Genomic DNA, 21,319 nt, shown 5'->3' with positions numbered 1-21,319 from the left:
GCACGGCAGCGGTGCGCGGTGTCCTGCCGCCCAGGAACGATCTGCCCAGTCCCTCCGCCGGGCTGGGGACCCGCACGGGTGCGGGATCGGCCTGGTGCGGGCCGATCCCGCACCGAGGAAACGCAGCCTGATCGCAGCGCATCTGCGCGCCTCCTCAGGGCGAGCTACCGGCGCCTGAACGGGAGCGACAGGCGGCCTCGCCAGCGGAGTTCTGCCATGGCCGCCGCCGCAGCGGCGGACAGGATGAAGAGGACCATGGACCACAGCAGGAGCATGCCGAGATGGTCGAGACTGTGCGTCCACAGGGGGTCGCGGTCGGCCTGGTACCCGCCGCTCAAGTTCATGTAAGACGCCATGCTCGCGTATCCGAGGCGGGCCGGCAGGACCGCGGTGGGCAACTCCAGCCAGCTGGGCAGCGGGAAGATCGAACCATGCAGCACCACCTGCAGCACCATGAACCACGTGTTCAACAGCGTGGCTTGATAGAACGTCGAGGACAAAGCTGAGATCAGCAATCCGATCGTCAAAGACGAGCACATGGCGGCGAAGATCGCGATGAAGAGCACCGCGATGGGCGGGATGCCGAACTGGGCCGGCGGGAGAGGACGCACGCCGCCGTAGACCAGCGTCACGGTGAGTGCGATGACCGCGCACACGGCACTGAAGACCAAGGATTTGGCCGCCAGGATGCTGGCCGCACTGACCCCGACGCGATGATCCTTGTGCAGCACCGCGCGCTCCTGAACCAGGTCCAAGAACGAGATCAGTGAGCCGGTCAGCCCAGCCCCGATCACCAAGGTGGCGATCGCTTTGCTTGCGTCCGGGCCCGCACGAAGCCCGTCATCGGAGGCGATGATCGCAACAAAGCTCAAAAGCAGGGGCGTGGCCAGGCATTGCAGCAGTAGTGTTTTGAGGCCGCGCCGCCGGAGCAGCATCCACTGCCGTTGTAGCACGATGGTGAAGCCCGCCATGGTCACCCAGTCGCGCCACGTCGACTGAGAAGGCGGCCTTGCACCTCGTGGCCGCCCGGGACTCGCGATGCCGCCCTGACGATGACTCTTCTCACCGAGATCGCGCAGCCGCTGACACCATTCTCGGTCGGTGAGTGCCGGTGGCGGCCCGTCGTGCACGACTCGCCCAGCCCCGTCCAAGGCGATGATCTTGTCGGTGTAGTCGGGCAAGTGGGTCGTTGTATGCGTAATCACGATCACGGTACATCCAAGATCCCGACTGGCGCGCCACAGAGCTCGCATGATGTCGTCATCTAGGGCAAGATCCAGGCCGCTACTCGGTTCGTCGGCGATTAGCAGCCTCGGCTGGCCCACCAGCTCCACCCCGAGGGACAGTCGTTTCCGCTGGCCGCCAGACAACTGCGAGACCTTATTGCTGGCGCAGGCACCCAGGCCCAGAACCGCGATGACCTTGCCGACGCGCTGGTCAACAGTGGGCGATGCGTCGACGAGTTCGGGCCGCGAAGCAATCGGCGCGCGGTCGCGAATCTGCGCCGCGACGATCAACGTTTCCTGGACGGTCAGGTCGTCATAAAGGGCTTCTGACTGCGGCACGAATCGGATCTGGTCTCGCGGCGCACAGGCAGCGCCTGCCTGTCCGGGGCAGCTGACCCGTACCTCTCCGCTCACGTGGTGCGCGCTCTCACCCAAGATCACATCCGTCAAGCTGGACTTTCCCGCGCCGGACGGGCCCACGATGGCCACGATCTGGCCTTCTTCCACGGTGAACGACGCGTTGTTCAACAAGGTCTTGCCGGTCGTGGTGGTGACCGACACGCCGGCCAGGTCCACCGCAAGCCCCTGACGGGCGGCGCTCTGTCGCGCGGTGTCGGGCGCGGTGTGCGTTACCGCATGGCTGGTACCAGAGGCGGGCAGGGCTGCCGTCCCCGCCTCAAGGAGGTCCGGTGAGATCGTCATGATCGTCGAGCCCAGCTCTAGGACGTTGTCCTGTCCGATGGGCGCCGCTGTGGTGACCGGCGTGCCGTTCAGGCGGACTCGGCCGGCGTCGTCGGCGGCGATCCACCAGCCACCGTCATGATCCAGGGCGAGCAGCGCGTGCCGGCTGAGGACCTCTGGATCGTCGTGGATCTCAATGTCGGCGCCTGAGCCGGCGCAGCCAATGGTCCACGTGCTCGCGAAGGCCTCGAATCCTGGGCCTCCCTGCAGGGCGGTGGGTGCGGTCACGCCTCGTCGCCTCCTCGTCGTGCGTCAAAATCGGCCCATTCCACATCGAGACGGTCGAGGGGACCGAACGCGCCCCTGATGAGGCGCTGCTCCCTGTCCGCGATGACCTGGTCCCGCTGTGCGGCCAGTTCCGCCGTCTTCGTCAGGTGAGTGGTCTCGGCCTTGGCCTGTTGGTAGCGGTGATGTAGTCCGGTCTCCCGCCGCGCTGTCTCCTCAGCCCAGGCGACGTGCTGGCGATCGGTCTCTTCCGCCTGGATCGCTCGACGGGCGACCATCACCTCGTAGTGGGTGCGCGTGCCCAAGATCTTCAGCAGTACTGGCGCCGCGTCCACGATGATGAGGAAGATCCGGAGGGCGAGCTGAGCCGCCGCGGTATAGCTATTGGCCTGAGCCAGGTCGTGAAGAGCGGCGAAGGAGTCAGCAAGCCCTTCGCGCTGACGGGCCTCAAGCCGCTTCCGGTCTGCCTCGATGGCGCTCTTGACGGCTGCCTCGCGGCGCGATTGCGCGGCGCGCAGATTTTCTGTGAGGCTCGAGACCTGCTGGTTCATCCGCGACAAGCGCTCCCGGTTCTCCTCCATGCGGTGGTCAGCGCGGAAGCGCTCCGTCTCGGCACGCCGCTGCCGGCAATTCGGGCCCTCTCCCCGCAAACCCGTGTTTCCGCGGCCCGGTACGCCGAGACATTCGCTTGCCGCCTTCTCCTGCAAGGCCGCGTAGGTGCGCGCGTCCCTGTCGATGGTGGCCTGCAGCCGTTTGGCCTGCGACTGGGCTGCGTCGAGCTTGCCCTGCACGACCTCGGGTGATTCCCCCGGCGTCACCAGGACCACCTCACGGCACTCCTCCCTCTCAGCGGCAGCACTGCCGGCGGTCCCCGGAAGCTGATTGCATCGAGAGAGTCTGCTTTGCCGGGCCACGATCTCTTCCTGCCGCGTGGCCTTGACCCTCTCTTCGACATCGGGGTGGAAAATCGCGAGCAGGAGGGGTTCCGCGACGATCACACCGAGCACGACGGAGATCGCGAGCCGCGGCAGCATCCGGATCATGCGCTTCCCACATGGCTCGTCCAGGACCGTGGTGGTGGCCACGAGCCACCGGTCGAGACACAGAATGAACAGGAACCAGACCGGCAACAGGAACCACATGAAGACGTGAAACTCGCCAGTGATCTGATGGAGGCCGACTCCCATCGAGATCATGGCGAGGAGGGCGACCGCCAGGACAACGCCGCCCATGGCCGAATAGCGCCCCCGCTCGTGGGGCGCGCGGTCCAAAACCTCCTCATGCGTTCCGCAGAACCAGCGCAGGCCCCGGCCGACATCGATCGTGCTCATCTCATTTCCTTCCTGCAGTGCGAACAAGACGTTCGGCTGATCAACCCACTGAGGTGGTCGTGCCGTTCGCTGACGACCGCCGGAGCAAGCGGCCGACACTGGACCGCGGGTGCGGGATCCGCACACACCGCAGCGGACAACCCCGGTATCCACACCGGGTCGATCTCACGCGCCTGAATGTGGAGCAGCAGACGCTGGACGATACGAGGCTCGGCGTGAACGCCGAGCCGCTGCACCAACACCGACGTCACGTCATCCATCAGGTGCCTGGCCAGCTCCTGCTGAACGTGCTCGGCCTTGCAGTATCCGTTCGCGAGCAAGCGGACCGCGTCGGTGACCAGACAGCTGTAGGAGGCGGTCACCTCGACGATGTGCCGGTCGTCACACGACCGCCGCGACAGTCGAAGATCGATACGCTCAGGCGTCGCCGAGACCACCATCACGGCCGTTGCCTCTGCCAGGACCGGGTCCTGGAGATCGCGCGGGATCGCGTAGCGGTCGCAGACCTGGGCGACCAGCAGCGTGCCCGCGGACACTGCGGGCAGCTCCGCCAGGTCGCGCCGCCGGCGTCCCCAGCGCTTGGGCACCGGGGCAAGCCGCCGATAGGCCACGACGGGGAATGCCCGTGACAGGCGAACCACGCCGTCGGCGGTCGTGAACTGTCGGAACGGCGTCCACGGCTCGTCGTGCGGGCTCATCCCGCTGGGCTGGGAGGCGGTCATGCCGCCTCCCGAGCCAGATGCGCCCGCAGCGGCACAACCTGCGTGGCCTCCCGATACAGGTGGTGGGAGATCTGCTGACCGGGCTGGATGATCACCGCCGGCACTCCGAGCAGCCTCAGGGACCGGATCTTGTCGGCGTAGATGTGATCCGCGCCGACGAGGGCCACGACGTCGGCCGCGGCTGCCGCGCCTCGCCGCAGCTGCTTGCGGCGCGCGTTCTCGAGGGTCTCCAGCTCCTCGATCAGCAGCTCATCGGCGCCATCCTGGCCGCCCTTCCACCTCCATGCATCGTGGCCGGAAGCGAAAATCAGATCGAGATGGAGCTGTGCAGTGAGGGGCGAGCAGGCGATCCTCACCCGGTGGACCTCGCCGATCATGACCGCCATCCCCGCTATCTGGTGAAGCATCGCCCGCACCGTCGCGTTGTCGCCACGATCTCCCCCGGATCTCTTACCGGCTTCCCAGCTGACGTGGTCGCCGTCCACCAGGAGGGTGACGCGCACTGGTTTTGAGAGACCGGCCGGTAGCTGAACCGGGAGCGCCCCGCGGCCGGGCGTGGCGTCCGGTGTGTGATCTACGTCCAAGATTCCCGAATCCCCTTTTGTCCGAGCAGTGGTGCACATCCGCACCCTCCGCTCAAGCGGATCCCCCAGTACGCTGTCGGTCGTCTCCGCGAAATCCCACCGCCGAGCGAGCACCACGGTGCGCACGATGAACTCGGCCGCCGGCACGCCAACGCGACCCTCGTCCAGGCCGTCTCCCACGGCCATGCCGACGTGGCGTCGCCGAGCACCCAGGCTGCGGTCGCCAGCACGTCCACATCGGCCAGGGCAGCGAACCCGCCTGGATCAACGACATGGCGAACCTGCGGCAGGAGGCCATGAGATCAGACGCTGATGCACCCCGCCCCGCTGACACCTAAGCGTGGTTCTTGGCACCGTAGGTCTCGGGCGAATGTGCCCGCCGGGTGCGGAGTTCTCATGAGCACTCGCTATGACGCGTTGTCCACGTACGGTGTGATCCAACTCGTTCACCACCTCATGGGCGCCGAACGAGGCAGCACCTTGGCCCGCGTGCTCACGGACGCGGAGTTCTTCCCAGCCAGCGCGCTCCACGGCAATACCGCGCCGCTGCCGGCCGATGCGGAACCCGCGCTGCGGACCGTGCCCCTGGCCGACGCCTCGGCCGCGACGCGGGCCACCGTCGAGGAGTTCGCGGGCTTCTACCGGGCCGAAGCGGACACCGTCACGGATCATCCGGAGCTGCTGCTCCGGCAGGGCGCCAACTGGCGGCCCTGCTCCGCGGCCGCCCGCGCCATTGGAAGCACACCCTCAGCCCGGCCGGGACTGCTACGCGCGGCGTGGTGGGTCGTCCGGACGGCTGTTCAGCGGACGGACAGCAGGGACGCGCAGCCGCTCGATATCGTCCCGCAGCTCGGCGGCGGGGCGCAGGTCATAGGCCATGGTCGTCTCCGGTCGTGCGTGTCCGGCCAGTTTGGCGGCCTTGATGGCGTCCACGACCGGCAGCACGTTGCTGATGAAGGTGCGGCGCATGTCGTGCGGCCGTACTCTGCGGGTACCCGCCTGCTGGCTTCTCTTGGTCAGGATGTCGGCGATGCCCTGGGGCTGCATGTGGCGGGGCCTGCCGTTCTTCATTCGCGGAGCGCCGTTGCGTTCCAGGCGCGGGAACAGGGCGCCGGCGCCGTCGCCGCGGATGGCCAGCCAGCGCTCCAGCAGGCCGGTGGCGAATGACGAGAGGGGCAGATGCCGTTCCTTGTTGCCTTTGCCGACGACGCGCAGCATGCCCGCGGTCAAGGCCTCGTAGTCGTCCATCGCCAGGTTGGCGGCTTCGGCGCGGCGCAGGCCGCAGCTGTCGAGCACGGCGATGAGCGCGGCGTCCCGCGCGCCGGCGGGGGTGTCGTCGGCCAGGCAGGCGGCCAGGAGCGCGCCGATCACCTCGTCGGGGATGTAGCGGCCGGCGGGGCTGCGCTCGCTCTTGACGTCCTTGACGCTGCGGGCGCGCTGGTAGTCCTCTCCGGTGATTCCGCCCAGCAGCCAGGCTTCCTCCAGCACGCGGCGCAGTGCGCTCAGATGCTTGTTGACGTAGGCGTCCGACCAGCCCTGCCGGAGGATCTGGGCCCGAAGGTGCACGGTGTGCTCGTAGCGCAGCAGCCACCACGGCTGGCCGCGTCCGCTGACGCTCGCATCGTCGAGCGGGCGGCCGAGGATGAGCCGGGTGATCCGGTCCAGGCATCCGCCCATGCTGCGTCGTGACTCGTCGCTGTCCAGGCTGGCCAGGTAGGTGTCGTACGGGTCCTTCATCGCCGCGGCGGTGGCGATGCGGTCCTCATCACCCGGAGCGGCTGCGGCGGGCAGTGACAGCGCCGCAAGGGCCAAAAGCCCTGCCTCCAGGTCCGGTGCCGCCGCCGGCGCGCCCTTGAGCTCGGTCAGTTCATCGGCGGGTGCCGTCACCGGGGCCTCCCAAGGGATGCCGACGGCGGCACTCCGGGGTCGTCCGGATGCTGCTTCGGTGAATCCGCACTGCCTCGCCAAGCCAGGGGCGGTAGCTGGCGCAGCCACCCGGCGTGGCGCTCGGCCTTCAGGACGGCCCGGCCGGCCTCGCTCGTCAGGTAGCGCATGGGAACCGTGCCGGGTACGGGCCTCTCCAGCCAGCCTCGCTCAGGTGCGCGCCACCAGGCGCCGCCGGGATCGGGCACGCCCCGGTAAGGCTGCCGGTCCGGTATCACGGTGATCTCCGGGCGGTCGAGCGGCGCGCCGGTGTAGGGGCCGAAGAATCGGTCTCTGATCCAGAGCTGAGGTGGCCGTCTTCGATGTCGGACAGGGTACGGATCAAGGCTGGGACCTCCGCGGCGTCGGCGTTACCGGCGCGGTCGGCGCTCTGCTCGGCCGGCGTGTGCGTGTCCCGCGTCGAGCATGAGGGGCAGCAGCGCTCAAGGGTCAGCTGCAGCTGCTCCCCGCACACGTCGATGGGTGTGTGACAGACCTGGCAGGGCTTGTCGCCGTCGGGATCGGGCAAGGTGGCCTCCTAGCGGGGTTCGCGCGTCATCGTCGTGGGTTGCGCCCGTCCATCAGCCACCACCGTCTGGTTCAGCATTGCCGCGGAGCTCGGCCAGGACGCTGTCGGTCCGCTGGAAGCGCACCCAGCCCTGCACACCTGGCTCCAGCAGGCTGCGGGGTATCCACTCCACCTCGCAGTGCAGGCGTTCGGGAACCGTGATCTGCTGTTCGCCCTCCTGCGTCGTCACGGTCATGGCCGCTGCGTGAGGCGCTGCTGGCATTGGGGGCAGAAGCCCTCGGCCACGCTCGCCTGGGCCCGCGCCCAGTGGGCAGGGCCGGGGTTTTCGGTGTATGGCACGGGATCTCCCATCGGGGCAGAGCCGGGGGAAGGGACGACGTGGAGCCGCCGACTGCGGTTAGTGCAGAGTGTCCGAGGTGTTGACGACCGAGTCGCGCAGTTCGAAGAAGCGACGCAGCACAGCGAGGATCTCGTCCCTCATGTCGCCCCGGTGCGGCGGGGTGAGCACGGTGAGGCGGGAGGTGCCGTCACTGCGATGGCCGATGTCGGAAACGTGCACGCCGAGCGCCTCGAGGGCCTGAATCGCGTCGTAGGCCGTCTGGTTGTGCTCGCGTGACAGGTCCTCGTGCCAGCCGTTGTTCAGGATGGTGACGAAGTCGTCGCGCGCGATGGGCGCGGCGAGGATGCGGCGGGGAAGGTAGTAGGCATCGCCCGCGTGGGCCTTCTCGACGCGGATGGTCTCTCTCGGCATGATGGCTGCCTCCTCGGGGTGCGTATCGTCGCCGAAGTGCTGTGCTGTTCGCCGCCCACGCGGGTCTCCGGGATCAGGGCGTCTTGTCGAAGGGCTGGGGATGGGGCGGCGTACAGGCTGTCGCGCACGCGCCCGTCCATCGTCATGCTTCCCGCGTGCGATTGGCCAGGTCGTACACCGTTGCGCCCAGCAGTCGCACATAGCTCTCCTTGTCCGGCATCGGGGCGAGAGCGGTCAGGGCATCGGCAAGGACGGCGGCCAGCGTCTCGCTGCTGAGCTCGGGGTGCTTGGCCACGAGCGCGTCTGCGAAGGTCCTCCCCGCGGCCAAGCCGGTGCTGGGCAGCTGGCCGAACTGCTGGATGGCCGCGCGGACGTCGGGGTTCAGCCCGCTCATAGGACTGCACCGCGGCGCGGGGTGCTCGCACTACCGTTCATGGCGTCGGGCCCTTTCTCCTGAGGTGTGCGCGTCCCGGCGTCGCCGTGACGTGGTGCTCCAGTCTTCCAGGGACGTCCGGCATGGGTCTCATCGTCGCGCGGCACGTGCTTGTCGGCGGGGAAACAGCGGCGTACCGTGATGGGCAGGTGGCGTTCGGTGCGCCGGGTTCCGCGCGGAACGACGCGGACCAGGTCCTGATCGCCCAGTGCGCGGGATCGGCGGCCTTCGCCCGCCGCCCGGGGGGTGTCCCTGCCCTCGGGATGTTTCCTCGGCCGCCGCCACCGTCGAGCGGAACGACCGTGTGTCGTCCGTTTCGGGTCCGCGCCGCGCGCGAGGGCCCGCCTCCCCGCGGAGGGGGTGATCGCTCCGCGGCTTCTCATCCCTGATCACGCCATGATCGTAGCGTCTTTACCTGTGGGAGTCCGCATTCTCGTGGGTAAGATTCATGATCGTTTCAAATCGTGATGATTGCGTACGTTTTTATTTCGTACGAAGCCGACACGATTTTGATACAGTCATTCGCGTGATAACCGGACACGAAGATCTCTTCGCCGAGCCCGAAGGTCTCCCCGGAGACCTCGCGGCCGCCGCCGCAGCGGCCCACCCTGGCGGCGAACCGGAGGAGCAGGACGAATCGGGCGGCAGTCCCCTCCCGGATGCGGAGCCGACGCACTGCCCGTGCGGCAACACGCTGCCGCCACGCGTGCCCGGCGTGCCCGGCCGCCGGCGCGCGTACTGCTCGCCCGCCTGCCGCGCCCGGTACCACCGCGAACGCCGGACTCGCCAGGCGGGCGCGATGGCCGACGCCGCCCGCCGCGCGAGCGCGCTCGACGAGCGGCTCACCCCGCAGATCGAGCAGCACGCCGCAGCCACCGCCCGCCTGGCCGAGGCGCTGGCCGAGCGCACCCGACAGCAGCAGCGGCTCGCCGACGTCTCCGCCGAGCGGCTCCGCGCCGCCGAGGACGACGCCGACGAGGCCGCCGCCGCCAGCCGCGAGGACCAGGAGCGGGCCCGCCGCGCACTCGCCGAGCGCGACGCCGCCCGCCAGGCTGCCGCCGACGCGCGCAAGGCCCGCGAGCAGGCCGAACGCAACGAGCGCCAAGCCAAGCGGGACAAGGACCATGCCGAGCAGGACGCCCGTGACGCGCGCGACTCCGAGCGGCTGGCGCTGGAAGAGGTCGGCACGCTAAAGGAGCAACGGGCCACCCTGCGTGCCCAGCTGGAGCAGGCCAACCAGGCATGGCACAGTGCCCAGGACGCTCAGCAGGCCGCCGAGGCCGCCCGCGCTCAGGCCGAGCAGCAGGCCGAACAGGCCCGCCAGACCGCCGCCGAGCACCAAGCCGCGCTCGCCGACCGCGAGCGCGAACTGCAGGAGCTGCGCACATCCCTGGCCAGCGCCACCCACACCGCGGACCGGCTGCAGCAGGACCTCGAGCGGGAGCGCAGCCGCGCCGAAGCAGCCGAGCGCCGCGCGGAGCAGGAACGCCATGCCGCCGAAGCCTCCCGCGCCGAGACCAGCGCGGTGCGCGACCAGGCCGCCACCGCGGCGGCCGCACACACCGCCGAGGCCGACCGGCTGCGCGAACAGCTCCGCGAGGAAAGCAACCGGGCCGCCGCCGCGGCCCTGGCGGCGGCCGTGGCCACCGCCCGGCTGGAGGCCGCCCAGGTGACCCTTCCCGCGCTGACCGACATCGACGAGAACCCCGGCGTGCTGCTGGGCGACGGCCCCTTCGACGCGGTCACCCTGCACAACGGGGTTGTCGAGGTGCACCGCCACGGCCAGCCCATCCCGCTCGGCGACGCAAGCCACTCCCGCGCGCAGGCGATCGCGCTCGGCGCGGCCCTGCTCGCGGCCGCCGCCCACAGGGCACCGGCGCGGCGGAGCGGTCACAATGAGACCACAACCGGCCCCACAGACCCTCCGGAGCAGCCATGACCGACGCCGCGGCGTCCAGGAAACGCCACCACGGCGACGATGCCCTGGAGGCGGAGCGGCCACCGCGCACGGATGAGTACCGCACGCGGCCATGCGCCGGCGAGCGGGTCTGCCCGTGGCGCGCCGATGCGGACCTTACCGCGTTCAGCGAGGAGGACATGCTGCGGCTACAGGGGGTGCCGTTAACCAATGCGCCACCAGCCGCCAAGTAGGCGCTGATCTGGGGAATCAGTGTCCCGCTTCCAGCTCGGCTCGCACCGTTGGCTGTTCGGCGGCGGGGCGGCCCGTGGCGAGTTCGGGCACGTACTTGTAGATCGTGGAGCGGCTGACGTTCAGCAGCCGGGCGATCGAGGAGACGGTGGCGTCGGGCTGGGTGAGCAAGGCGCGGGCGTGCCGGACCTGCTCGGGGGTCATCGCGGGCGGGCGGCCGAGTCGGACGCCGCGAGCCTTGGCGGCGGCCAGACCCTCATGGGTGCCTTCCACGATGAGCTCGCGGATGAATTCGGCGAGAGCGGCGAAGACGTGGAAGACGAGGCGGCCGCCGGGGGTGGTGGTGTTGAGGGCTTCCTTCAGGGACTGGAAGCCGACGCCGCGGCGGCGCAGCTCGGTGACGATCGTGATGAGGCCGGCCAGGGAGCGGGCGAGCCGGTCGAGTGAGGGAACGACCAGGGTGTCGCCGGGCCGCAGGTAGTCCAGGGCCTTGGTGAGCTCTTCGCGGTCGGTGTTCTTGCCGCTCAGCTTGTCGGCGAAGATGCGGATGCAGCCGGCGGCTTCGAGCGCGCGGGTCTGCCGGTCCAGCCGTTGATCACGGGTGGAGACCCGGGCATAGCCGACAAGTGCTCCGGAGAGGACCGCGGGTTCGGCGCCAAGGAAGTCGTCGGCGGCTTGGCGGACTGCGGCAGGAGCCGAGCCGTCGGGAAGCGTTGTCACATGTCGGGAAGTGTAGAGAAAACGGTGTTGTGGGAGTTGATGGACACTCCGACTTCGCAACACGTTTTTCCGACACTCCGGCGGGCTGTCGGCGGTTCGTGAAGGGGGCTCCGGCCAGGGTGTTGAGAATCGAACGGTTTACAACACCCCCGGCGGCGCCTCTCAGAGGCGTGGCCCAGAAATCGGCGATCGCGAATGTATGGGCGTCATGTTGCCGCGCCGCTTGACCCTGACGCAGGGTCAAGCTTTCAGCATGGTGGCATGACCACGGAAACCAAGGCGATTGAGGTCGCCGAGCTGTACGACGAGCACAACAATGATGGAGAGCGGGCGGAGAGAGGCGACAGGACAATCCGTCGCTTCACGATCCACCACGACGGCGTCACAATCCCGGTGTCTCGCGGCGGTCAGGGACGACCGCTGGTCCTGTGCCCTGGCCTAAGCTCGACCCAGGCCCACCTGCGCGAGCTGATCGAGCTGCTGAGGCGCGATCACGACGTGGTGACCTTCGACCTGCGGGGGCATGGCCTCGCCTCGGCCGCCGACCGGTACTCCTTCGAGGACTTCCTCAACGATCTCGCCGCAGTGATGGCGGAGCTGGGAAACCTCGGCCTCCCAACAGCGCCCGTGCTGGTGGGCTACTCGCTGGGCGCCGACCTGGCCGTGCACTATGCCTCCGAGCATCCTGACACCGTCGCCGAGCTGGTTCTCATCGACGGGGCGAACCCGGTGCCCGAACCGTTCATCACCGAGGCAGTCCTGCCGGCGTTCCGCGCCATGTGGGAGGAGCTGGCGACTCAGCAGGAGGCCGAGCGGGGCACCGCGCGTCAGGTGCTGCTCAGCGCCCAAGAGATTCTCGACCTGAACCTCGAGATCGACGTGATCCGGTCCGAGATCCTCGACCGATACAGGAACATCGACCGGCCCGTCAGTATGATCATGTCGACCTCGATGGCCGGCGACAGCAGCGAAGGGCCTGCGCCGCGGTTCAACCAGAACTGGCGTGCCGGCGTCGAGCGGCTTGTCCGCGAGCATCCGCACATTGCCACCAGCTGGCTCGACGCCGATCATCAGCTGGTCTTCACCCATGCCCCGCACATCGCGCAGATCATTCTTGATGCATCAGGCTCATCCGGTCGGGCGATCTCTTGAGCAGCTCCTGGAGACTGGTCTGATGCTGACTATCGGCGAGCTGGCGTCGTACGCGGGGGTGACGGTGCGTGCGGTGCGGCACTACCACGCCAAGGGGCTGCTGCTGGAGCCTGACCGGGATCACTCCGGTTACCGCAGATACGACGCCGGCGCCGTGATCGAACTGATCAAGATCCGGACCCTCGCCGAGGCCGGGGTTCCGCTGGCGCGGGTGCGGGAGCTGCTGCGGGCCGGGCAGGAGGAGTTCGCCGCGGCGGTCGCAGACATCGATAGGCAGCTGCAGGCGGAGATCCGGGAGAGGCAGCGGCACCGCGAGCGAATCGCCCGGCTCGCCTCCGGGGACAGCCTGGTCCTGCCCCCGGAAGTGGTCGAGTATCTCGACCGGATGCGGGCGCTCGGGGTCGACGAGCGGATCGTTCAGGCCGAGCGTGACGGCTGGATCCCGCTGGCCGCGCACTCACCCGAGCGAGTCCCGGAGTGGATGGCACGCAAGCGGGAGCAGCTCGACGATCCGCGGCTGGTCGACTTCTACCTCACCCTGGGCCAGGCTCTTCACCGAGCCGACGACGACCCGCGGCTGGTCGAGCTGGCCGACAAGCTGGCCGCCTACCTCACGCGTATGGCCGACGAGCGGGGCGAGGACTATGTCGACGACATCGATATCGAGCTACCGCTCGTCAAGCTGATGGATACGCTGGCGTTCGCCACTGTGCCGCCGGCGCGCCGGCTGATCGAACTGCTGAAGCAGCGAGGCTGGACGGGCTGGACCAAGCTCGAGCGCGTGGCCCCCACACCAGGCGCGACTCCCTAGTAGCGCCAGTACGCGCAGGAAGACGCCACAGTGCGGCGATCCGAGCGCTATCGGTGATGGCGGGCGGGGTACTGCTGGGCGGCTTGGTCCAATCGCAACAGCAACCCAGCGACGGATTGCCCTCATGCACCGCCGAGCGAGCCGAGATCGCCGATGCTCAACCGGGCGCTCAGGTCAAGGCGCACCTCGCCGTAGGGGCGGACGTGCAGCCAGAACAGCGGGGTCAGGCCGCGCCGGTCGACTGGCGTGAGCAGGGCGGCCCACTCGGGATCGGCGAGGACGTCTTGCAGCATCAGGACGTTCACCATGACGAGCGAGGCTTGCAAGATCCGAAGACACAGGGCCGTCATCTCCACCTCATCGCGCCGGTTGGTGGAAATCTCGCCGCCCCGGCCGTAGCAGATCACCGCGTTGGCGCGGTTCCACGCCTCGACCACGTTCAGTCCTTCCTCGATCTCCCGCTGCAGGTCGCGGTCGTATAAGTAGCGGGCGACGAACGTGGTGCGCGCCGCCCGGCCGATCTCCAGCATCGCCTGGTAGGCCGGGTGCGAGGCGGTGCGGGTGAAGCGCGACAGAATGGCCTCGGTGGAGGCGGTGCGGGTGCGGATCGCGGTGGCGTACTTGATGACCTGGTCGTAGTTCTTGGCGATGATGTCCCAGCGGATCGGCCGGGTCATCGCAGGCGCCAGGTTCGTATACCGGGCCAGGTCGCCGTAGTCGGCCTGGTGGAGCTTGACCCGGTTGATCTGCTTGATGCGCGGCAGCAGGTCCACGTTCAGCAACCGGGTGACTCCGAAACCAGGCTCCGACTCCCCATGCGAGTCCACGTAGTTGCCCTCTACCTTCATGGTGGTGCCGTGCCGGATGGCACCCTCCACCATGGCGGCCACCTCCGAGGCAGACGCCTTCAGCGTCTGCGAGTGCACGACCACCGACCCGCGTTCGACGTGCCAATACACCAAGATCCCGCGACCGCCGTAGCGCGAGTGCCACTCGGTGAACAGATTCTGATCCCACGCCCGGAAGTGGGTGGAGTCGGAGGCGACCGCGGTCGAGCCCTGACCCCACAGCCCGGCGTCGCGGGCGGCGAAGGTGGCGTTGGCGATCTCGACCGCGATGGTGCGGGCCACCTCCGGGGTCAGGTAGCGCCGGCGCACGTAGCGCAGATCCTCCTCGCTGTGGTCGTGCGCGCCGGAGATCACCTGCCGGATGCCACAGTTGGTGCCGTAGGCGTAGATGACCAGCATGAGCCGCTCGGCGAGCACCTCCGCGCTCATGTGGCCGGTGCCGGTCGCCGCGGTCACCTTGGCCAGGCAGCCGGTGCGCAGGATCGCCTCCTTGAGGATGTCGATCAGCGGGACGGCACTCCAGCGGCGGGCCACCTCATTCTTGATCCGGCGCAGGTTGCGCGGCTCGGGGGCGGCCTCGATCGGTGTCAGCTTGATCGCTCCCGCCTTGCGGTCGCTGATCTCCACCCAGTCCAGGCCCGGCAGCGCGTCGTTCAGCTCCACCAGGGCGCTGGTCATCTCCTCGCGCAGGCTGTCGCAGAACTCGGTCGGGTCCAGCGGCTTGCGCAGCTCGCGGTAGTGCTCGGCACGGCGTGACTCGAAGTCGGTGGGCAGGTCCTCGTCCGGGTTGCGCCACCGGTCGGCGCCGACGACCCAGATCTCCTTGCAGCGCAGTTGCTCACGCAGGGTCTGGAAGGTGGCCACCTCGTACACCATCCGCGCCACCCGGCGCCGGCCGCGGGTGTCGGTGCGATAGACCAGGTCGGCCCAGTCCTTGAGCGTGCCCTTGTGCTCGGGCGTGGTCTCGCCGAGCGGGTAGTAGGTGGTGTTGCCCGCCTTGGCGTAGCGCTTGACCAGCTTGAGCGCGTCGATGACGGGCTGGTGGGCGGTGTTGTTGGAGCGGAACTCCAGCACCTCCAGCAGTTCGATCAGACCGCGCCGGTAGTGGTTGGTGTAGGAGGCCTTCAATGTGGTCTGCACGGTGCGCCGGTAGACCGGGCCCTTGGTCTTGAACTCGTGCACCAGCTCGCGCAGCGTCTGTTCGCCGCCGCGCACCGCGGGGAAGACGACCTCGCGCACCATGCCGTCCGGCGCGGCCAGCGCGGCTTCGGCGATGGTGAATAGCAGGTTCTCCTTGCCTGAGACCCGTTTGAAGGCGTTGATGAGCTCCTCGGTGACCTTGCGCTCGGCGCGAGCGCCTACCCGGTGCACCGTGGCGATCAACAGGTCGACCAGGGCATCGGTGACCTCCCGCTCCCGCTCCACCAACAGCGCGGCCAGCAAGGTGACCGTCGCCTCCGGCGCGTTGCGGGCCCGCCGGCGCAGGTGGGAAGGAGACTCCACCGCAGCGCGGAAGCGCCAACCGCCCAGCACCTTCGGCGCCACGTCGGCGAACAACCCGGCCGGCAGTTCGATCGCCCTGATCGCGTTCAGCTTGCGGATCTCCGTCAGCATCGAATCCAGGCTCACGTTGCCCGGCATCGCCTTGATCAGTGACAGGACCGAGCCCTCATCCTCGTCCAGATCGTCATCGCTCTCCTCGGTCTCCACCGCGGTGTTGTCGGCGGCCACCAGGGCGAGCACCCGGGCCACCGTCACCGCATCCAGCCGCGCCGCGATCCGGTGAAACCAGGTCTGCTCCGCGTTGTGCAGTGCCGACCGTACGATCCGAGTGATCCGCCCCGGCGAGGGCGGTTCGATCCGCTCCTGGCGGCACTGCTTGAGCAGCTCCTCGCGGACCCGGTCGGGCTGTCGTTCCGCGTGCGCGACGTTCACGGTCAGCCAGCTGGTCAGTTTGTCGGCGTCGGCGACCGAGCACTCCCGGAAGCCGAGATGGTCGCGGATCTCGCCGCGATGACGCTCGATCGTCCGGCCTGACCAGTCGTACAGGCCCAGGCTGCTGGCCGACGTCTCGGTCTGCTTCGCGACGTAGTCGACCACCTCGTCAGGAGACTCCGCCCGCCCGCGCGGGAAGCGCCCGTGCTGCGTGAAGTACTTCAGCAACAGCGCGAAGGCCAGACGAGTGCCTTCTTGCTTCGCGCTGACCAGGCCGACCTCATCGCTCAGCACGGTCCAGTGCTCGATGAGTTCATCCATGCCAAGCGGCGGACGTTCCATGCCCATAGATCCGCGCCGGACCCTTCGGCATTACAGAAGGTCAGGCTAGGGATCTTCGAGGTTTGGCGGCCTATGACACGTTGGTTAACGGCACCCCTACAGCGTGCCCAGCAAGGCGTGATGCGCCGCACCGACACCAGCGAGGCCGACGTCGCCCGGCTCACCCGCGCCCCCCGCATGGCCTGCCACAAGGATCAGCCCGATACGGCGCACCCGATGCGGCTGTGCGCTGGCCGTGGTCGGCCCCGACCACATCGGCGTGCGGATGAGCATCCTCGACGGCAGGCTGCCGCCCGAAGCCATCGACCCCGACATCCACGGCTGGCCCGCCCTGCACGCCTCCCTGGCCGAGCTGCTGGCCCGCCGCCAGGAGCAGCTGGCCGACCGAGACGCCGAGAAAGCCGGGTGATGACCCCCACCACGGCGGTGCCGCCGCCGAGCCAGGTGGGGCGGCACCAGGACGCGTCCCAGCGCGGCACCGGCGTCGACGTCTGCCCGGCCGGCTGGTCCGGCCCCGGCGGGACGGGCTGCCGCTGCCGTTGATCACTCTGGTGCTGGACGGCGTGGTGTCCTGGACGGAGATCCACGGCGGCCGGCTCGGCGGCCGACGCCCACCTCCACCCGGCGGAATTGTAACGGTCTGAGTCTCTAGCCAGATCATGACGGCCGACAGACGCTCCAGGCCGAGCCCGGGTTTGGACGGACGGTTGAGGAGCATCGCACGGCGCGGCATCCGCGACGACCCGGATGCCATCCCTAGGATTCCGGTGGTCATCCGAGAGAGGAGACACACCCCATGGGCAAGCCCAACCAGCAGCAGCGTCGCGCGAAGAAGGCAGCGCGTCGCAAGCAGCGAATCTCCGGTCGCCAGACGAACGCGGAGCGGTCAAGCAAGGCGCAGAAGGCCTCTCTTCCGCCGCTGCCTGCGCCCGGGCCCACCTTGGCCGATCTCGGCTGGCAGCTCCCGGTGAGCCGGCTGGTCCCGCTCGAAACACCACGAACGCTGGAGCAGCTGGCGCTCCGTCACGGGATCACCGGCGAAGACCATGTCTCGGTCAACGGCCAGCGGTGGACTCCCGAGGAGTTCCTCGCTCTCGAGTGGATCGACGAGCTCTGCGATGACGCGGCTGATCAGGCCCGCGACGAGATCCTGGCCCGCTATGGCGAGACGATCCCCGCCGATCTTGCGCTGCTGGACTTCAGCGCCCGCTCATTCCTCAGCGTCACGACCTGGAACGAGTACGGTATCGAAGCCCGACCTGAACACGTCACAGCTCTCGCCCAGACTCCCGACCTGCGTGAAGCGCTCGGCATCCTGCACCGGGACGGCTGGATTACCCCCATGGCCGACGGGTTCCTCGATGCCCCCGGCCTTCTCCTGCAGCGGGTGCCGCCCGCGCCGCCGCATGTCCGTCGCTGGCCCACCGTCAGCGACTTCCATGCGCGGTTCCGGCTCGACCTGCTGCCTGCGGACGAGGTCCCCACCCTGGACGAGCTGCTTTTCGCTTGCCGGTTCCAGTGGGATCTCCGAAGCGGCCTCCACCCGGCCGCTGGCATGATCTGGACCCCGGAGCAGCTCAGCTGCCACCCCTGGCTGGTCGGAGGGGAAAGCAAGCCCGATCCGCTGATGATCGACGAATGCGAGCGCATCCTGGACCGCTATGGTGACGAGATCCCCGCCGACCAGGCGGTCATGGACCTCGCTGCCGCAGCCTTTCCCTACGTCATGGCCGGCAACTTCGACTTCGTCGATGACAAACAGCTCATCTTCACCTTCACCCAGACCGATGACATTCGCCAGGCATTCGGCACCATGCACCGCGACGGCCTGCTCATCCCGATGGCCAACGGCCTGCTCCTGGCCCCCACACTCGCCAAGGTCATCGACGAAATCTGACCAGGACGCTCCGGGGTCACGTCCTGCATACGCTGAGCTGTCATGAGCACAACCGACCCTGTAGGAGACCTCGCAACTCGTCCCGGAGGTTGAACGGCAGGCTCTCCAGAACCACGTCCACGCGTTGCTCGTCGACCTCCCACTGGAGGAGCTCCACGGAGCCGACAACTCGCGACAGTTGAATAGGCGAGACACCAGTACCACGGAAGGTGTGCCGTTCGCCGTATCAGGGAGTCTCGCGCTGAACGTCTTCCTGCGGCAGGTCGGCGATCGCGCCCACCAGCAGTGGTCCGTTCAGCAGGTCGGCGGTGAACGTCACGCCGGTGAGGCGGGCCGCCATCGCGAACATCCGCGCGAGGCCGTGCTCGGACAGGTCGTCGTACCGCTGGTCCCACTCCTCGTCCGAGCCCTCCTCCAGAGGCAGGCCGAACTCGCCCATGAGGCCGGCAAGCCGGTCGGTGTCGGCACCGGAGCGATGCTCGGGAGAAGTCGGGTCGAAAGCCGTGATCACGATGCCGTCGGCGGCGTAGTGGAAGTAGTCGCAGGCGTAGTCATGCCGTAAGACGGACACCACGTCGGTGCCGGCCGACAGCCGCGCCAGCGTCGGGTCGTCCATCCCCGACCAGCCCAACGGTTCCACCGCCGCGCACCCGTCGCCGGTTGCGACCACTCCGACGTGGCCACCTCCCTCACCGCCACCGGGCACCATCGTGAAGTCGGAGACCGCCAGATCCAGCTCAGCGAAGCTCATCTCCGTGCTCGTGCGGGCGCCGAACCGGCGCAGCACCTCGGCCGGGTCCAGCCCGCGCAGCAAAGTCACGCAGTAGATCTCGCCGAGTAGGTTGCCTCGACCGCCGTACGGCGGTCGCAGCCAGCGGAACGACGCCAGCGCATCGATTGTCATGTCGCGATCCTGGCAGGCCTACCGACATAGTCAGGCCCACTCCACCCTTCCGCGCGCACCTGCTGTTCGAGAGCGACCTGTTGCCGCAGGAATCACGGAAAGTCACTACCGCGCCCCTCGGCGTCGAGAACTCGCGATAGTTGAAGAGGCGACTCCACCAGTACGAGGTCGGATCAGCCCACACCGCCCATCCGGTGCGACTGTGCGCGGGCCGGCTGGCCGTGGTCGCCCCCTCCACATCGGCGCACGGCTCAGCATCCTCGACGGCCGCTGACCCGCCGAAGCCGTCGCCCGCCGACACCAGCAACTGACCCGCGCTGCACTCCTCGCTGGACCAACTGCTGGCCCGCCAGCCGGAGCAGGATGCCATTCGTTGGGGCAGGGCAGCGGGGCGTCGGCCTCCTGCCAGCCCCGGGGATTCAGCACTCCTCTTACGGTGTGTGATCGTCGAGGGGCCGACTTCGTGCACCCCTTCAGGCCCGCGACGCGGCCTGCCGCAACTGCTCGGCTAATTGCTCCAGCTCGGCCGGCGACGTCAACGCTGTCCCAAGCCTGCCGACCAGCCACCAGCTCCGCACCCGATCCGGCAGCGATGAGCGTGGCGCCGGCAGGACGCGCACCTGGCCGCCCTCCAACACCGCCGACATATACCTGTGCCCACGCGTGACGAACCCCGGCCACTTCAATGTGAACCCCTCGCACGACAGCGTGCTCTGCTGCTGCCCCTCGGCCAAGTCCCGGCGGGCATCCTCGATGTCTACCTCCGACACCCGCACGACCACCATGTCCTTGCCGTGGCGTTCCACCCGTAGCCACACCCCGGGCGCCGGAACCACCTCGTCCGTCGGCAACGCTTGTGCCAACCGCGACAGCTCCTTGAAATCGGCGCGCTCCAGCATGATGTTCGTCCGATCCATCATCACGCCGGCCACTACGAAAACAACCCCCAAAACAGCGACGACGATCGTCAGGAAGACCGAGACCTTCGCAGCCAGGGCGCCCAGCAAGCCGAAGAGCGCGATCGACATCGCGGCACGTAATGCCACCTGCACGTACCTGTTCTCCACCACTTCACCTCACACGCTTCATCGACCCCTGGGAAGACGCCAGACTGTGAAGAGCGCGAACCCGCGGCTGCTGCCCTCCAGGCGTCCGGACGATCATGCCTAGGACTGGCCATGGGACTGTAAGAACAACGGCCCTGTCTCACATTCGGTGGTGACGGGGGTCTGTCTAGATAACGGCTCTGGCTCGTAGTCGGTGGTGGCGCTGGGTGATCAGCTGCCAGGCTGGGCTGTGCTGAAGATCGACGATCTTACGAGTGTGGTGTTTGCGGGGCTGTCTGCCCTGGTCATCGAGGGAGTGACGGACGAGGACGACCTCATTCGGGTCGTGGCTCGCACGCGCAATGCAGCGGTGCCGTGCCCGATGTGCGGGACGCTGACCGGTCGGGTGCACGGCTACTACAGCCGGACGGTCACCGACGTTCCGGTCGACGGGCGGCGGGTGGTGGTGTCGGTCCAGGCGCGGCGGCTGGTCTGCCCGGCGTGGGGATGTGCTCGGCAGACGTTTCGTGAGCAGGTGCCCGGGTTGCTCGAGCGGTACCAGCGTCGAACCAGCAGGCTCACCGGTCAACTGGGCGCAGTGGTCAAAGAGCTGGCCGGCCGGGCGGGTGCTCGACTCTCGGCGGTCCTGTCCGTCGCGGTCTCCAGGTCCACGGCACTGCGACTGCTCATGCGGCTGCCGCTGCCACCGCTGCGGGTCCCGCGCGTACTGGGTGTCGATGACTTCGCTCTCAAGCGCCGCCACCGTTATGCCACCATCCTCACCGATGCCGAGACCGGCGAGCGGATCGACGTACTGCCCGGCCGCGGTGCCGACGTCCTGGAGACATGGCTGCGATCCCACCCCGGGGTCGAGATCGTCTGCCGCGACGGGTCGGGCGCCTACGGCGAGGCGGCTCGACGAGCCCTGCCCGATGCGGTGCAGGTTGGGGACCGGTGGCAGTGCGCCATGCGGCGCCTTGTCGTATCCCCGGTTCAGCCGGGAGGAATTCGGAGGGAGGTTCTTGGGTCTGATGGCTTACCCAATCCGGA

The 21,319-nt window shown here is 68.5% G+C and carries 20 protein-coding genes; 8 read left to right on the top strand and 12 right to left on the bottom strand.

The features are described 5' to 3' along the window. Positions 1-164: 164 nt before the first annotated feature. The 8 genes from ACIBVN_RS57600 to ACIBVN_RS57565 form a co-directional block, all read right to left on the bottom strand. Positions 165-2,195, bottom strand: coding sequence for an ATP-binding cassette domain-containing protein (locus ACIBVN_RS57600; RefSeq protein ID WP_397150895.1), 2,031 nt, complete (start codon positions 2,193-2,195; stop codon positions 165-167). Beyond that, a complete protein-coding gene (locus ACIBVN_RS57595) occupies positions 2,192-3,523 on the bottom strand; it encodes a DUF4407 domain-containing protein (RefSeq protein ID WP_397150893.1) in 1,332 nt (443 codons plus the stop codon). Before ACIBVN_RS57595 ends, ACIBVN_RS57600 begins: the two co-directional genes overlap by 4 nt. Beyond that, entirely contained in the window at positions 3,520-4,221 is a 702-nt protein-coding gene (locus ACIBVN_RS57590) for a hypothetical protein (RefSeq protein WP_397150891.1), read from the bottom strand. The genes ACIBVN_RS57595 and ACIBVN_RS57590 overlap by 4 nt, the downstream gene beginning before the upstream one ends. Before the next feature lie 20 nt (positions 4,222-4,241). Continuing rightward, complete coding sequence (locus ACIBVN_RS57585) at positions 4,242-5,015, bottom strand: hypothetical protein (protein WP_397150889.1); 774 nt, start codon at positions 5,013-5,015, stop codon at positions 4,242-4,244. Between the two features lie 579 nt (positions 5,016-5,594). Continuing rightward, positions 5,595-6,716 (bottom strand): tyrosine-type recombinase/integrase, encoded by a 1,122-nt coding sequence (locus ACIBVN_RS57580; RefSeq protein ID WP_397150887.1) that lies wholly within the window; start codon positions 6,714-6,716, stop codon positions 5,595-5,597. Positions 6,717-7,333: 617 nt separating this feature from the next. Next, positions 7,334-7,516, bottom strand: a complete 183-nt coding sequence (locus tag ACIBVN_RS57575) for a hypothetical protein (protein ID WP_397150885.1) — start codon at positions 7,514-7,516, stop codon at positions 7,334-7,336. Positions 7,517-7,678: 162 nt separating this feature from the next. Beyond that, positions 7,679-8,032, bottom strand: a complete 354-nt coding sequence (locus ACIBVN_RS57570; RefSeq protein ID WP_397150883.1) for a hypothetical protein — start codon at positions 8,030-8,032, stop codon at positions 7,679-7,681. 142 nt (positions 8,033-8,174) lie between these two features. After that, positions 8,175-8,426 carry a hypothetical protein gene (locus ACIBVN_RS57565; RefSeq protein WP_397150882.1) on the bottom strand — a complete coding sequence of 84 codons (252 nt, stop codon included), beginning with the start codon at positions 8,424-8,426 and terminating at the stop codon, positions 8,175-8,177. 565 nt (positions 8,427-8,991) lie between these two features. Here ACIBVN_RS57565 and ACIBVN_RS57560 point away from each other — a divergent pair. Both ACIBVN_RS57560 and ACIBVN_RS57555 read left to right on the top strand, forming a co-directional pair. Beyond that, entirely contained in the window at positions 8,992-10,404 is a 1,413-nt protein-coding gene (locus ACIBVN_RS57560; protein ID WP_397150880.1) for a hypothetical protein, read from the top strand. Beyond that, on the top strand, positions 10,401-10,616 hold the full coding sequence (locus ACIBVN_RS57555) for a hypothetical protein (protein WP_397150878.1): 216 nt from the start codon (positions 10,401-10,403) through the stop codon (positions 10,614-10,616). Before ACIBVN_RS57560 ends, ACIBVN_RS57555 begins: the two co-directional genes overlap by 4 nt. Before the next feature lie 16 nt (positions 10,617-10,632). Here ACIBVN_RS57555 and ACIBVN_RS57550 read toward each other — a convergent pair whose 3' ends face one another. Beyond that, positions 10,633-11,334: a recombinase family protein gene (locus ACIBVN_RS57550; RefSeq protein ID WP_397150876.1), complete on the bottom strand. Its 702-nt coding sequence runs from the start codon at positions 11,332-11,334 to the stop codon at positions 10,633-10,635. Between the two features lie 261 nt (positions 11,335-11,595). Between ACIBVN_RS57550 and ACIBVN_RS57545 the strand changes: the two genes are divergently transcribed. Both ACIBVN_RS57545 and ACIBVN_RS57540 read left to right on the top strand, forming a co-directional pair. Continuing rightward, a complete protein-coding gene (locus tag ACIBVN_RS57545) occupies positions 11,596-12,486 on the top strand; it encodes an alpha/beta fold hydrolase (RefSeq protein ID WP_397150874.1) in 891 nt (296 codons plus the stop codon). A 22-nt stretch (positions 12,487-12,508) separates the two neighbouring features. After that, a complete protein-coding gene (locus ACIBVN_RS57540) occupies positions 12,509-13,297 on the top strand; it encodes a MerR family transcriptional regulator (protein WP_397150872.1) in 789 nt (262 codons plus the stop codon). Positions 13,298-13,419: 122 nt separating this feature from the next. Here ACIBVN_RS57540 and ACIBVN_RS57535 read toward each other — a convergent pair whose 3' ends face one another. Next, positions 13,420-16,401 carry a Tn3 family transposase gene (locus ACIBVN_RS57535; RefSeq protein WP_397150870.1) on the bottom strand — a complete coding sequence of 994 codons (2,982 nt, stop codon included), beginning with the start codon at positions 16,399-16,401 and terminating at the stop codon, positions 13,420-13,422. A 286-nt stretch (positions 16,402-16,687) separates the two neighbouring features. Here ACIBVN_RS57535 and ACIBVN_RS57530 point away from each other — a divergent pair, with 286 nt between their 5' ends. The 3 genes from ACIBVN_RS57530 to ACIBVN_RS57520 all read left to right on the top strand — a co-directional run bounded on the left by ACIBVN_RS57530 (position 16,688) and on the right by ACIBVN_RS57520 (position 18,319). Then, entirely contained in the window at positions 16,688-16,831 is a 144-nt protein-coding gene (locus tag ACIBVN_RS57530) for a hypothetical protein (protein ID WP_397150868.1), read from the top strand. After that, positions 16,831-16,965, top strand: coding sequence for a hypothetical protein (locus tag ACIBVN_RS57525; RefSeq protein ID WP_397150866.1), 135 nt, complete (start codon positions 16,831-16,833; stop codon positions 16,963-16,965). The genes ACIBVN_RS57530 and ACIBVN_RS57525 overlap by 1 nt, the downstream gene beginning before the upstream one ends. 253 nt (positions 16,966-17,218) lie before the next feature. Beyond that, positions 17,219-18,319, top strand: coding sequence for a hypothetical protein (locus tag ACIBVN_RS57520; RefSeq protein WP_397150864.1), 1,101 nt, complete (start codon positions 17,219-17,221; stop codon positions 18,317-18,319). A gap of 226 nt (positions 18,320-18,545) precedes the next feature. Here the strand turns inward: ACIBVN_RS57520 and ACIBVN_RS57515 are convergent, their stop codons facing one another. Continuing rightward, complete coding sequence (locus ACIBVN_RS57515; RefSeq protein ID WP_397150862.1) at positions 18,546-19,223, bottom strand: DUF6461 domain-containing protein; 678 nt, start codon at positions 19,221-19,223, stop codon at positions 18,546-18,548. Between the two features lie 473 nt (positions 19,224-19,696). Next, a complete protein-coding gene (locus tag ACIBVN_RS57510) occupies positions 19,697-20,290 on the bottom strand; it encodes a hypothetical protein (protein WP_397150860.1) in 594 nt (197 codons plus the stop codon). Positions 20,291-20,549: 259 nt separating this feature from the next. Here ACIBVN_RS57510 and ACIBVN_RS57505 point away from each other — a divergent pair. Beyond that, positions 20,550-21,319: ISL3 family transposase (locus ACIBVN_RS57505; protein ID WP_397150904.1), on the top strand; the 770-nt coding region annotated here is incomplete at its 3' end.

Source organism: Nonomuraea sp. NPDC049400, assembly GCF_044466425.1.
Taxonomy (GTDB): Bacteria; Actinomycetota; Actinomycetes; order Streptosporangiales; family Streptosporangiaceae; genus Nonomuraea.
This window is presented reverse-complemented; position numbering and strand designations above follow the sequence as displayed.